This is a genomic window from Streptomyces sp. NPDC006385 (assembly GCF_040612485.1).
GTDB lineage: Bacteria > Actinomycetota > Actinomycetes > Streptomycetales > Streptomycetaceae > Streptomyces.
In genome coordinates this window covers 116,436-128,851 of record NZ_JBEXQG010000021.1, presented here as the reverse complement: position 1 = coordinate 128,851, position 12,416 = coordinate 116,436, and the positions used below count along the sequence as shown (strand labels likewise).

Below are 12,416 nucleotides of genomic sequence, written 5' to 3'. Positions count from 1 at the left end.
GCACGCACCACGGACACCGCCTCATCGCCCGGCACCGGCTCGGGCAGCTCGGCCGCGTACCGGACACCCCCGCCGCGTACCACCTTGGCGAGGAACGCCACCGCCCGCGGCTGGATGCCGAGCCGGTCCAGCAGGACGGCGGCGCCCACCGCGCCGTCCCCGAAGAGGGCGGTGCGGTGCGGTCCGGCGAAGGAGAGGCCGTAACGCAGCATCGCCGGGATGTCCGACTGCGCCAGTTCGTCGTCGGTCCGGCCGGGCGGCGAGGTCTGCGGCGCGGAGGTCATGACTTCCTCACGGTGACGGTGAAGGTGTGGATGGTGGCTCGGTACTTCTTCTGGGGGGTGGGGCTGCCGCTGGGGACGGGGGACGGGGTGACGGGACCGTCGGCATCGCCGACGCAGGCACCGTGCGGACACTGGATGAGCCGGATCTCGGTCGTGCCCGGAGCGACGGCCTTGAAGTCGAAGAAGTCCGTTCCGCTCCCGCTGCCGACGGCGTCGTCGTCGGCCTCGATCTCCTCCCGCTTGTCCGTCTTCCGGACGACGTCAGGGTCAGGCTCCGGCGAGGTCAGGTACCACCATTCCCCCATCGCGGTGTCGACCGGAACGGACAGCGTGAACTCCTCCCCGGCGTCCACCTGTATGTGCTTCTCATCCAGCTCGTAGGTGTCCGGCCCGGTGGAGCCGCAGCCCGCGAGCGCGGTCATCAGCAGGGCGGGAATGACGAGTCGGCGCAGGGCGCTGGTCATGACGCTCACTTATCGGTCGGCGGGCAGGTGGACGGCGTACGCGTCGGGCATGCGGGAGTCGGAGGCCTTGTCCATGTGGCCGTTGACGAAGTCGTCCTCGCTGACCCAGGTCGTCTGGCCCCACGGGTTGTAGATCTGGAGCATGTCGCCCTCCTGGCCGATCACCATCATCTGGTGTCCGTGCCGGCCCTCCTCGTCGTACCCCTCCACTTCGATGGGGACGGGTCTGCCCTCGGCGACGGCCTTCTCGATGTCCGGCAGTACGTCACGGCGCTCGTCCGCACCGCGAACCTGCTGGTACTCGTACGAGCTGCCGGTGTGCGGGCTGATCTCGCCGTTGGCGATCTCGTTCTGCCCGTCGCTGTCCATTCCGTCCGGAACGTCGGACCACCAGTGCGTGTCGTCGCCGTCGCCTTCCTCGTGCAGGCGCAGCTGCTCGTCGTGGAGACGGTCGCGGAAGGCGTCGGGGTCGTTCTCCTGCCCGGACGGTCCGCCGGTCAACTCCAGCGCGTAGACCGGATCGACCATGGCGCGGGCGGTCACAGTGCTCGACGGCACACAGGTGTTGCCCTCCTGGGACCACTTCTCGTCGCCGAACCACTGGTAGTCGGTGTTCCGGTTCGACCCGTCCGGATTGCGCCCCTCGTCCACCTTGCTGTCGCCGGCCGTGACGACCGGGCTCAGGTGCTGCTGAAGCCAGTACGGGTCTTTGCCGTGGATCTTGTCGCGGAACTGGCCGACCTCGTCCACGTCATAGCCCGCAGCCAGCGCCTTGACCAGATACGCCCGCTCCTGCGGCGTCTTGGCATCCGCGAGCATCCGCTCGAAGCGGGCCTCGTCCCGCGCGTTCATCTTCTCCATGAAACGGCCGGAGCGTTCGAGGTCGCCCGCGGTGAGGAGTTCGTTCTGCTCCTGCGGGCCCCCGAACACGCCGACATCGGCGAGGACGAGGCGGTCGGCTGCGGAGATGTTGTCGGTGTGCATCTGCCCGGCACGGGCTTCGGCCGCGTACTTGTTCAGGTCCCGCGCCGCCGCCCGCGCCGCGTCGTCGGCCTGCTGCGCGGCGTAGTAGAGGAAGTTGGCCCCCGTTCCCGCGATCTCCTGGGCCCGCTTGCGTTCGGCTTCCTCGGCGTCCTTCTCGACCATGTCGTCGAAGAAGCCGTCCTCGCCGCCGAGCATCGTGCGGGCCCTCCGCAGTTGCTCGCGGCCGTCGTCGTCCTTGGATTGAGCGGAGCTGACCGCGTCAGAGAGGTCGTAGAGGGCCTTGGACGCCTTACGGAACGCCTCGGCCATCTGCTCGGCGGAACGGCCGGCCGCCGCCACCACCTCGGCCGCCTTGGCGCCGGTGCTGCCGACCCACACCGACGGAAGCCCTGACGCGGCGACCTTCTCGACCCGGTGCTGTACGTCCGCGGCATCGTCGGCTTGGCTCTTGTAGCGCTGGGCGATGGCGTCCAGGGTGCTCGGGGAACCGACCGGCGCGGAGACGCCGAGGAGGTTGTCGATGGCCTCCAGGACCTCGTTCTTGCTGTCGGCCGCCGCGAGATCTCCTATGTAACGGTCGATCTTTTCCTTGCGGTCGGTGGTGGATTCGCCTGCGTCAGCCATGTGGTGAGAGCCCCGCTGTCCTTACTCGTCCTTGCTCAGGAGCAGGTGTCAGGTGTCAGGTGTCAGGTGTCAGGTGTCAGGTGGAAGCGCACAGGTCGGCCGGGTGCGCGCGGTCGCCGGTGTGTCGATCTGTGGGGCGTGCGCCGGTCGGTCAGTCGAAGTCGGCGAGGCTCGGCGGCGGTGCGCCGGGGGTGGGCTGGGTGCCGATGGGCGGCCCACCGAGGGCGGCGGGGCGCGCGCCCGGGGTGAGGCCCGTGGTGATGCCCGGGTGGGCGGCGGCGGGTGCGGGCATGGTCGTCAGGCCGTCGTCAGCGCCCGCGGAGTGCAGCGCGGCGATGGTGTCCTGGTCGGCGCTCTCGTAGTTCCGCTGGGAGATCACGACCTTGTCCGCGAGCTCGTGCAGCGCGGCTTCCAGCGTCTTGGCCTCGGCCTGCCAGGCGGCGGCGAAATTGTCGTACGCGGGGCCGGAGTCGGAGCCGCCGAGAGCGTCCGGCGCGTAGCACATGTGGTCTTCCACGGCCTTGCGTATGGCGCCGACGTCGTCGCCCGCCCGGTCGAGCTTTCCGGCCTCGCCGTCCATGCCGCTCGCGTGGACGCTGTAGCCGTCCGAGCCCGCACCGGACATGTTCCCCGCCCCCCTGATGCACGGCCGAACACCCCCGTGGTGCTTCAGGCCTTCTGACCAGAGACGATACCTGATCTTGTGTCATGAGCACGTGGTCTCACGTGGCCTCACGTGCCGCTGGCAGGGCCGTACGGACCGGGCTTCGGCCTCGGCGCCGTACCGAGCGTTTCAGGCCCTGCTTGGCGCAGTCGAGAACGCCCGGCGGCATCGCCGCCGGGGGCTATGGCCGCCGGTCCAGGACGACCGTCCGCCACGCCGGCGCCCGCGGCAGGAACCTGTGCTCGGCCGCGTGTGCCGCCATGCGGGCGTTTCGCTCCTCGGCCTCCGGGCCGTCCGGCAAGTGGAAGTCCTTGCCTGCCTGGGCCGAGGCGGCCTGCATGCTCGTGGCGGCCGAGATGCGTCGGCGGGCGTAGTGGTCGAGTGCGTCGGGTACGTCGGCCGGGGTCGCGTCCTTGAGAGCGTCGCCCAGTACCGCCGCGTCCAGGATCGCCTGGGCCGCGCCCTGGGCCTGGAACGGGACCATCGCGTGGGCGCTGTCGCCGAGGAGGGTCACTCGGCCGAGGTTCCAGCGGGTGAGCGGGGTGCGGGTGTAGATGCCGTAGCGGAGGACCTGGCCCGCGCGTTCGAGGACCGTGCGGGCCCGAGGGTCCCAGCCGGTGAACTCGCGCAGTTGCTCTCCGGATTCCGCCTCGGCGGTCCACGACTCCTGTGCCGTCGCCTCCGTGCTGAACACGGCCACGACGTTGAGCAGTTCACCGCGACGCACCCAGTAGTGGACGAAGTGGCGGTCCGGGCCGAGCCAGGCGGCGAGCGGAGGCAGGTCCAGGTCGGCCACCTCGGCGGAGGGGAGCAGGGCGCGGTAGGCGGCCGTTCCTGAGAACACCGCCTCGTCCTCGCCGAAGAGGCACTGGCGGGCAGGGGAGCGGATGCCGTCCGCGGCGACGATGAGGTCCGCGGTCAGGCGTTCGCCGGTCGCCGTCGTCACGTGGGCGGAGTCGTCGTCCTGGTCGATGCCGATGACGGGCGTGTTCAGGCGTACCGAGTCCGGTGGCACCGCGGCGGCCAGGGCGCTGTGCAGATCCGCCCGGTGATGAAGCAGGTACGGCGCCCCCAACTCGTCCTCGGCCGCACGGCCCAGCGCGTAACGGCAGATCTCGGACCAGTCCGACCAGGTGTGGAAGCTCACGTGGGACGGGCGGGCGGCCTGTGCGGCGACCGCGTCGAGCACCTCCAGCCGGCGCAACTCCCGCGTGGCGTTGGGCGCGAGCTGGATTCCGGCGCCGATCTCGGTGAAGCGGGGTGTCTGCTCGACGAGGGTGACCTCGCACCCCGCGCGGCGCAGGCTCAGTGTTGCGGCCAGTCCGCCGATGCCGGCTCCTATGACGATCGCCCTCATGTCACCCCCCCCGCCTGCCGTCAGCCTGGTGCGGCGGGCGGACGCCGGGATGCCGCGCTCTCCTCAGCCCCGCACATCCCGCCAAGCCCCCGGAATTCCCTCCGCCACGTCATGCGCCCCCACCGGCGCCCCGTCCGCCGCCAACCTCGCCGACAGGCCGTGGAGATACGCCGCGACGCTGCCCGCGTCCAGCGCCGTCAGCCCCGCCGCCAGCAGTGATCCCGCCAAGCCCGACAGCACGTCCCCGCTTCCTGCCGTGGCCAGCCAGGACGTCCCCGTCGGGTTCACCCGGACCGGGCCGCCGCCCCCGGCGTCCGCCACCAACGTCGTCGACCCCTTCAGCAGCACGGTCGCCGCATAGCGCACCGCCAACTCCCGTACCGAAGCCAGCCGAGCCCCCTCGACCTCCTCCCGCGCCACTCCCAGCAACGCCGCCGCCTCCCCGGCGTGCGGGGTCATCAGGGTCGGTGCCGTGCGTCCCCGTACCGCCTCCGGGTCCGCCAGCCGCAGCCCGTCCGCGTCGATCAGCACCGGCACATCCGTCGCCAGCACCTCCGCCACCGTCGCCGCGTCGTCGCCGGCGCCCGGGCCGACGACCCACGCCTGCACGCGCCCGGCCTTCTTCGGCCCCCGGTCCGACACCAGCGTCTCGGGGAACCGGGCGATCACCGCGTCCCCGGCCGGACCGACGTACCGTACGGCCCCGGCGCCGCCCCGCAGCGCCCCCGCGACCGCGAGCACGGCGGCGCCCGGGTAGCGGGCCGAGCCGGCCGCGATGCCCACGACCCCCCGCCGGTACTTGTCCGTCTCCGCCGCGGGCACCGGCAACAGCCGTGCGACGTCCGCGTGTTGCAGCGCCTCCAATTCGGGCCGGGCCGGCAGTTCGAGCCCGATGTCCACCAGCCGCACCACCCCGGCGTACTCCCGCGCCGGATCGACCAGCAGCCCCGGCTTGTGCGTGCCGAAGGTGACCGTGAGGTCGGCCCGCAGTGCCGTGCCGCGCACCTCGCCCGTGTCGACGTCCACGCCGCTCGGCAGGTCCACGGCGACCACGGCGGCCCGGGACCGCTCGGCCGCGGCGGCCAGCGGTGCCGCCTCCGGCCGTAGTCCGCCCTTGCCGCCGATGCCGACGATCCCGTCCACGACCAGATCCGCGCGCCCGATCAACTCCTCGGCGGCATCGGCCTCCACCGCCCGGCCGCCCGCCCGCCGCAGCGCCGACAGGCCACCCGCGTGCGCCCGTCCGGGCGCGAGCAGCACCGCGGTGACGCCCGCCCCGCGCCTGGCCAGCCGGGCCCCGGCGTACAGGGCGTCGCCGCCGTTGTCGCCGCTGCCGATCAGCAGGACGATCCGGCTGCCGTACACCCGGCCCAGCAGATCCGCGCAGGCGGCGGCGAGTCCGGCCGCCGCCCGCTGCATCAGCGCCCCGTCCGGAAGCCGGGCCATCAGCTCCCGTTCGGCCGCCCTTACCGTCTCCACGCCGTACGCAGTCCGCATGCGACCGAGTCTGACGCACCCGGCGAAACTCGTCGCATCCATTGACGCTTTGCCGCGGCTTTGCCAAACTCACCCGCCCCCACACAGTGAATCGATTCAGTCGAAATGGTTCGACGACGATCGGTTCGACGAGAGGAAGCCCTCATGGGACGCAGAGTCGCATTCATGGGGCGGAGAGTCGCACTCCTCACCGCCGTCGGTGCCACCGCTCTCCTCACCGCTGTCGGCACCCTGACCGCCCCCACACCCGCCGCGGCCGCCGCCTGCGGCGAAGGGTCCTACCAGGCCGAGGCCGTGCAGAACGGCGGCACCTGGACCGCCCGGCGCGGCGGCAGCACCGTCTACACCGGCACCGACATGCGCGCCGCCGTCCAAGCGGCCGTCAACAGCCTCACGGCGGGGCGCACTTCGAAGGAACGGGTCGTCGTACGCGGCTCCGGCTCCATGTCGGCGGGCTCGCGCATCTCCCTGCCGAGCTACACCGCGCTCGACGTCTGCGGCACCATCAACGTCACCGGCAGCGGCACGGGCGACCAGGCCCCCGTCTACTCACGGGGCACCCGTGACGTGGAGGTCCAGAACCTCAAGGTCACCGGCACCCCGCTGTACGGCGTCTTCATGCGCAACGTCCAGAACGTGGTCCTCGGCCAGATCGACATGCGCCTCTCCCGCGGCCTCGGCATACGCATCGACAACCGCGGTGACACCAGCCAGTGGTCGCGCAACATCCGCATCGACAACGTCTACGTCTCGGGCGCGTCCAGCCACGCCGTCGAGACCTACGGCGTCGACGGCATCACCATCGGCACGGTCACCGCGCGCAACGTGGGCGAGTCCGGCCTGCTGTTCAACCAGACCATCAACGCGAGCGTCACCAAGGTGGACGCGGAGAACGCGGGCACCGGCACCGGATACGCCGCCTTCCGCATGGCCAACCGCAACGGCCGGGTCGGCAGCGGCTACCCGACCAACATCCGGGTGGGCGAGGTCATCGCGCGCGGCGGCGGACGCGGCGTGTTCTGCGTCTCCGAGAGCGGTGGGGCGGTCATCAACAAGGTGACCCTCTCCAACACCGGCAACAACTCGGTCCTCATCGAGAACTGCTACAACGTCAACCTCGCCGCCCAGAGCGGCACCATCACCGGCGGCGGTGAGCTGCGGCTGGCGGCGCGGCCGGACTTCCCGAACAACAGGGACATCACCATCCAGAACCTGACGGTGACCAACTCGGCCATCAGGGAGAGCCCCTGTGGCGAGAACACCACGTTCCGCAACATCACCCGCGTGAACAGCAGCCAGTCCATCTGCTGAGGCCGGCTCGACCGGTGGCGGAGGCTCGGCCCGCGGTTCTCATGGCTCAGCCCTCCGCCACCACCACGGCCGAGGCCACCCCGGCGTCATGGCTCAGCGACACGTGCCAGGACCGCACGCCCAGGTCGGCCGCACGGGCCGCCACCGTCCCCGTCACCCGCAGCAGCGGCCGGCCGCTGTCCTCGACGCAGACCTCGGCATCCGTCCACAGCAGACCCGGGGGCGCGCCCAGCGCCTTGGCGAGCGCCTCCTTCGCCGCGAAGCGGGCAGCGAGCGAGGCGATGCCCCGGCGTTCGCCGCTGGGCAGCAGCAACTCCCTCTCCAGGAACAACCGTTCGGCCAGCCCGGGTGTGCGCTGGAGCGCCGCCTCGAACCTGTCGATCTCGGCCACGTCGATTCCGACCCCGATGATGCTCATGCGAGCACCCTATGGTCGGCCCGGCGCTCCTCGGCGCCGGTCTCGCGCTGCTCGGCCCCGCGCTCCTCACCACGGCGTCCCGCTCCTCGTTAGGGTGACCCGCCCAGCGCGGCACCTCCGGCACGGCACGCCCGCACGCTTGCCTGAACGCATGATCAGCGGACGTATCGCATGCCGGAGCATCGCCGTGGTGCTCGCAGCGGCCTCCTTGCTGCCTGTCGGCAGTGCCTCGGCCGACCCCGTACCCCCGGCGCCCGGACCGCAGGCGACCGAACTCGTACCCCCGGCTCCCGGACCGGAGCAGGACGACCCCGTGGCTCCGGCCCCCGGACCGGAGACGGCCGACCCCCTGGCCCCCGCGCCCGGACCGGAGACGGCCGGACTCGTACCCCCGGCCCCCGGACCGGAGGAGGACGACCCCGGATCCCCGTCCCCCGGACCGCAGACGGCCGAGCTCGTACCCGGCGTGCCCCTGAACGTCCTCCAGCTCTGGCAGACCGACACCCCCGACCAGGCGCTGCCGCCGAGGGTGTATGAGCCCAGCCCCGAGGAGGACGCCGTCGAGCCGCGGGACGCGCCGGAGGGGACGTACGACCTCGTGGAGTACGTGCCTCCCATGGACGCCCTCGAGAACGTGAAGTGCAGCGAGGAGACCGGCCCGCGGCAGCGGCAGGTCGAGCGGTGGCTGGAACTGCCGGTGGACGGGGAGCAGTCGGCCGCCGACTGCCGGGCCATCCGCGCCTTTCAGAAGAAGCACAGGATCAAGCCCGCCATGGGCTTCGCCGGACCTGTGACCTGGGCCACCATGCAGCTGGTCGCCGCCCGCGAGAATCCCAACGCCGCCAAGAAGTGCCCGGTGCGGTCGTACCGGATCGCCTGTGTCGACCTCGACCGGCAGCTCGCCTGGGTGCAGCGGGGCGAGAAGGTCGTGTTCGGCCCCTTGCACATCCGCAGCGGGCGGGCCGGGTACGGGACGCGGACCGGGTGGCACCGGATCTACTGGCGGCACAAGAACCACGTCTCGTCGCTGTACAACAGCCCGATGCCCTACTCCCAGTTCTTCAGCGGCGGCCAGGCCTTCCACGGCATCTACGGCAACCTCTTCGCCCCGGTCGGCTCCATGGGCTGCGTCAATCTGCGCCTGGACGACGCCCGTGACCTGTGGCGCGTGCTGAAGAAGAACGACCGGGTGTACGTGTGGGGACACCGGACAGAGGAGTAGTACGCAGGAGTAGGAACGAGGAGGTGTCGGGGGTCCCGGCTCGGCGGTGCTGTCGGACCCCTCTGAGACACTGGGGGCGCGATGACAGAAACAGCAGCTCTGCGGACCGCGCCCCTGCGAGCCCGCGCCGAGATCGATCTGGCCGCCCTGCGTGCCAACGTGCGGACCCTGCGAGCCCTCGCGCCGGGCGCGGCCCTCATGGCGGTCGTGAAGTCGGACGCGTACGGCCACGGGGCGCTGCGGTGTGCCCGCGCGGCCGTGGCGGCGGGCGCCGGCTGGCTCGGCACCGCCACACCCGAGGAGGCCCTCGTGCTGCGCGCCGCCGGGCTGGACGGCGTGCGGATCATGTGCTGGCTGTGGACGCCGGGCGGACCCTGGCGCGAGGCCATCGAGGCCGACCTCGACGTCTCCGTGAGCGGGATGTGGGCCCTGCGGGAGGTCACCGAGGCCGCCCGGCGGGCCGGCGCTCCCGCGCGGGTGCAGCTCAAGGCCGACACCGGGCTCGGGCGGGGTGGCTGCCAGCCGGGTGACGACTGGGCCGAGCTGGTGCGCGAGGCCCTGCGGGCGGAGGCCGACGGGCTGATCCGGATCACCGGGCTCTGGTCGCACTTCGCCTGCGCCGACGAGCCCGGGCACCCGTCCATCGCCGCCCAGCTCTCCCGCTTCCGGGAGATGGTCGCGTACGCCGAGGCGCGGGGCGCGCGGCCCGAGGTGCGGCACATCGCGAACTCGCCCGCCACGCTCACCCTCCCCGAGACCCACTTCGACCTGGTGCGCACCGGGATCGCGACCTACGGCATCTCCCCCAGCCCCGAGCTCGGCAGCCCCTCCGACTTCGGGCTGCGGCCCGTGATGACCCTGTCGGCGTCCGTCGCGCTGGTCAAGCACGTACCGGGGGGACACGGCGTCAGTTACGGGCATCACTACACCACCCCCGGCGAGACCACCCTCGGCCTCGTCCCCCTCGGCTACGCCGACGGCATCCCGCGCCACGCCTCCGGCGCCGGGCCCGTCCTGGTCGGCGGCAAGTGGCGGACGGTCGCCGGGCGGATCGCGATGGACCAGTTCGTCGTCGACCTGGGCGGGGACGAGCCCGAGCCGGGCGCCGAGGCCGTGCTGTTCGGACCCGGCGACCGCGGTGAGCCCACCGCCGAGGACTGGGCGCAGGCGGCCGGAACCATCGCGTACGAGATCGTCACCCGGATCGGAACGCGCGTTCCCCGCGTCTATGTGAATGAGGAACGCAACGGGTAACCCGTAAGCGACCATCGCACCGAACATCGGCACCATCCACCACCCATGTCCCACCTGCACCACCAGACCCGGCGGCATCACCCAGCGAAGAGGAGCGGTACGTGAGCGAGAGCAGTGCGGAGGTCGTCGCGGCCGTCGCCTCCGCCACGGGGGCGGCCGCGAACTGGCGCAGGGCGACCGGTTTCGCCGGCGCGGCGATAGGCGTGATCGCGGCGGGCGCGGCCGCCGGCGTCGCCATAGAGCGGATGACCGTGGGCCGCGGCATGCGGCAGAAGGCCCGCCTCGCCCTGGACTCGGCGGGACCGTACGGCTCGCTGCGCGGCCAGCCCGGCAAGGCGTACGCCGACGACGGCACCGAGCTGTACTACGAGGTCGACGACCTCGACCCCGAGGCCGCCCCCGCCCTCACCCCGCGCCGCCGACGCCTCTTCGGGCGCAAGGCCCCCGCCCCCGTCACCGTCGTCTTCAGCCACGGCTACTGCCTCAGCCAGGACTCCTGGCACTTCCAGCGGGCCGCGCTCAGGGGCGTCGTCCGCACCGTGCACTGGGACCAGCGCAGCCATGGCCGGTCCGGGCGGGGCGTCGCCCAGACGCAGGAGGGCACGCACGTCGACATCGAGCAGCTCGGACGCGATCTGAAGGCCGTCATCGACGCCGCCGCGCCCGAGGGGCCGCTCGTGCTGGTCGGGCACTCCATGGGCGGGATGACGGTCATGGCGCTGGCCGACCAGTACCCGGAGCTGATCCGGGACCGGGTCGTCGCCACCGCCTTCGTCGGTACGTCGTCCGGGAAGCTCGGCGAGGTCAACTTCGGGCTGCCCGTCGCGGGGGTGAACGCGGTGCGGCGGATCCTGCCGGGCGTGCTCAGGGCGCTGGGGCAGCGGGCGGAGCTGGTGGAGAAGGGGCGCCGGGCCACCGCCGACCTGTTCGCGGGGATCATCAAGCGGTACTCGTTCTCGTCCCGGGACGTCGACCCGGCCGTCGCCCGGTTCGCCGAGCGGATGATCGAGGGGACGCCGATCGACGTGGTCGCGGAGTTCTACCCGGCCTTCGCCGACCACGACAAGACCGAGGCGCTCGGCCACTTCACGGACATGCCGGTGCTCGTCCTGGCCGGAGTGGGCGACCTCGTCACGCCCAGCGAGCACAGCGAGGCGATCGCCGACCTGCTGCCGGACGCCGAACTGGTGCTGGTGCCGGACGCCGGGCACCTGGTGATGCTGGAGCACCCGGAGGCGGTCACCGACCGTCTCGCCGACCTGCTCACCCGCGCGGGCGCGGTGCCGGCAGGAGCTACCGTAAGTGGCTATGGAAGCACCAGCAGCACCGCACAACGCGGGTGACCTCGAGCTGACCGTCACTTCTCCCGACCAGATGCGGGAACTGGGCCGCCGCCTCGCCAAGCTGCTGCGCGCGGGCGACCTGCTGATGCTCAGCGGGGAGCTCGGCGCGGGCAAGACGACGCTGACCCGGGGGCTCGGCGAGGGCATGGGGGTCAGGGGAGCGGTCACGTCCCCGACCTTCGTGATCGCCCGTGTGCACCCCTCCCTCGTCGACGGGCCGCCGCTCGTCCACGTCGACGCCTACCGGCTGTCCGGCGGCCTGGACGAGATGGAGGACCTCGACCTCGACGTCTCGCTGCCGGAGTCGGTGATCGTCGTGGAGTGGGGCGAGGGCAAGGTCGAGGAACTGACCGAGGAGCGGCTCCAGGTCGTCATCCACCGGGCGGTCGGCGACACGACCGACGAGGTACGGCATGTCACGGTGACCGGTCTCGGGGAGCGCTGGGCGGCCGTGGACCTGAGCGTGCTGTCCGCGTAGGTGAGCCGGGCTCCGGATGAACATTCCGACAAGACGTCGGCAAGATATTGCGTCAGCGGTCTCGCCCGTGGTCACATGGTATCCAGTCCGTAGTTAGGTGTACCTAACTACGTCCGCCCCCGGCCCCAGGAGGCGTCCATGTCGGCATCGGAGAACAAGGCTCAGAACGAGGCACGCCCGCGCCCACGGTCGTACGCGCCGGTCGTCGGGGTGTCCATGCGCGACCTGCTGGCCGCCGGTGCCGCCGCCGACGTGATCTGCACCCCGCCGCGCCTCCCTGACCCGGAGACGACCGGGCCATCGGCCGGGCACGGGCATCGCGACGCCGCGTAGGCGCTCCGCTGGTGGTGCGGTGGTGGGCTTGTCGTTCGGCTGCTGCGTCGTCGTGGTTGGTCGCGCAGTTCCCCGCGCCCCTTTTTTTGCTGGCCGTCGGCGACTTGATCTGCGCCCCGCCGGGCTTTCCCGGGCCGGAGGCGGGTGGGTCGTCGGACGGGGTTGGGTATCGCGAGGCCGCGT

General features: G+C 72.0%; 12 protein-coding genes and 1 pseudogene. 6 read left to right on the top strand and 7 right to left on the bottom strand.

Annotated elements, in window-relative coordinates; genetic code table 11:
- The 6 genes and pseudogenes from ABZ078_RS18915 to ABZ078_RS18890 form a co-directional block, all read right to left on the bottom strand.
- Positions 1-284: pseudogene (locus ABZ078_RS18915) on the bottom strand (hypothetical protein); the annotation flags it as partial.
- Entirely contained in the window at positions 281-748 is a 468-nt protein-coding gene (locus tag ABZ078_RS18910) for a protease inhibitor I42 family protein (RefSeq protein WP_356576619.1), read from the bottom strand. The pseudogene ABZ078_RS18915 and the gene ABZ078_RS18910, both read right to left, overlap by 4 nt.
- A 9-nt stretch (positions 749-757) precedes the next feature.
- Positions 758-2,356 (bottom strand): peptidoglycan-binding protein, encoded by a 1,599-nt coding sequence (locus ABZ078_RS18905; protein WP_356576617.1) that lies wholly within the window; start codon positions 2,354-2,356, stop codon positions 758-760.
- A 151-nt stretch (positions 2,357-2,507) separates the two neighbouring features.
- Positions 2,508-2,981, bottom strand: coding sequence for a hypothetical protein (locus ABZ078_RS18900; RefSeq protein ID WP_356576615.1), 474 nt, complete (start codon positions 2,979-2,981; stop codon positions 2,508-2,510).
- A 220-nt stretch (positions 2,982-3,201) separates the two neighbouring features.
- Positions 3,202-4,377: an FAD-dependent monooxygenase gene (locus ABZ078_RS18895; protein WP_356576613.1), complete on the bottom strand. Its 1,176-nt coding sequence runs from the start codon at positions 4,375-4,377 to the stop codon at positions 3,202-3,204.
- A 63-nt stretch (positions 4,378-4,440) separates the two neighbouring features.
- Positions 4,441-5,874: an NAD(P)H-hydrate dehydratase gene (locus ABZ078_RS18890; RefSeq protein WP_356576611.1), complete on the bottom strand. Its 1,434-nt coding sequence runs from the start codon at positions 5,872-5,874 to the stop codon at positions 4,441-4,443.
- Positions 5,875-6,039: 165 nt separating this feature from the next.
- Between ABZ078_RS18890 and ABZ078_RS18885 the strand changes: the two genes are divergently transcribed.
- Positions 6,040-7,185 carry a hypothetical protein gene (locus ABZ078_RS18885; RefSeq protein WP_356576630.1) on the top strand — a complete coding sequence of 382 codons (1,146 nt, stop codon included), beginning with the start codon at positions 6,040-6,042 and terminating at the stop codon, positions 7,183-7,185.
- Positions 7,186-7,231: 46 nt separating this feature from the next.
- On the opposite strand, the gene ABZ078_RS18880 is transcribed toward ABZ078_RS18885, so the two are convergent.
- The gene (locus tag ABZ078_RS18880; protein WP_356576609.1) at positions 7,232-7,603 is read right to left on the bottom strand and encodes a holo-ACP synthase; all 372 of its coding nucleotides are present in this window, start codon (positions 7,601-7,603) and stop codon (positions 7,232-7,234) included.
- Positions 7,604-7,754: 151 nt separating this feature from the next.
- On the opposite strand from ABZ078_RS18880, the gene ABZ078_RS18875 reads away from it, so the two are divergent.
- From ABZ078_RS18875 to ABZ078_RS18855, 5 genes are all read left to right on the top strand, one after another.
- Positions 7,755-8,825 carry a L,D-transpeptidase family protein gene (locus ABZ078_RS18875; protein ID WP_356576607.1) on the top strand — a complete coding sequence of 357 codons (1,071 nt, stop codon included), beginning with the start codon at positions 7,755-7,757 and terminating at the stop codon, positions 8,823-8,825.
- A gap of 81 nt (positions 8,826-8,906) precedes the next feature.
- Positions 8,907-10,079, top strand: coding sequence for an alanine racemase (gene alr / locus ABZ078_RS18870; RefSeq protein ID WP_356576605.1), 1,173 nt, complete (start codon positions 8,907-8,909; stop codon positions 10,077-10,079).
- A gap of 101 nt (positions 10,080-10,180) precedes the next feature.
- The gene (locus tag ABZ078_RS18865) at positions 10,181-11,422 is read left to right on the top strand and encodes an alpha/beta hydrolase (RefSeq protein WP_356576604.1); all 1,242 of its coding nucleotides are present in this window, start codon (positions 10,181-10,183) and stop codon (positions 11,420-11,422) included.
- Positions 11,388-11,900, top strand: coding sequence for a tRNA (adenosine(37)-N6)-threonylcarbamoyltransferase complex ATPase subunit type 1 TsaE (gene tsaE / locus ABZ078_RS18860; protein ID WP_356576602.1), 513 nt, complete (start codon positions 11,388-11,390; stop codon positions 11,898-11,900). Before ABZ078_RS18865 ends, tsaE begins: the two co-directional genes overlap by 35 nt.
- A 138-nt stretch (positions 11,901-12,038) precedes the next feature.
- Positions 12,039-12,233: a hypothetical protein gene (locus tag ABZ078_RS18855; RefSeq protein ID WP_356576600.1), complete on the top strand. Its 195-nt coding sequence runs from the start codon at positions 12,039-12,041 to the stop codon at positions 12,231-12,233.
- Positions 12,234-12,416 lie beyond the last annotated feature (183 nt).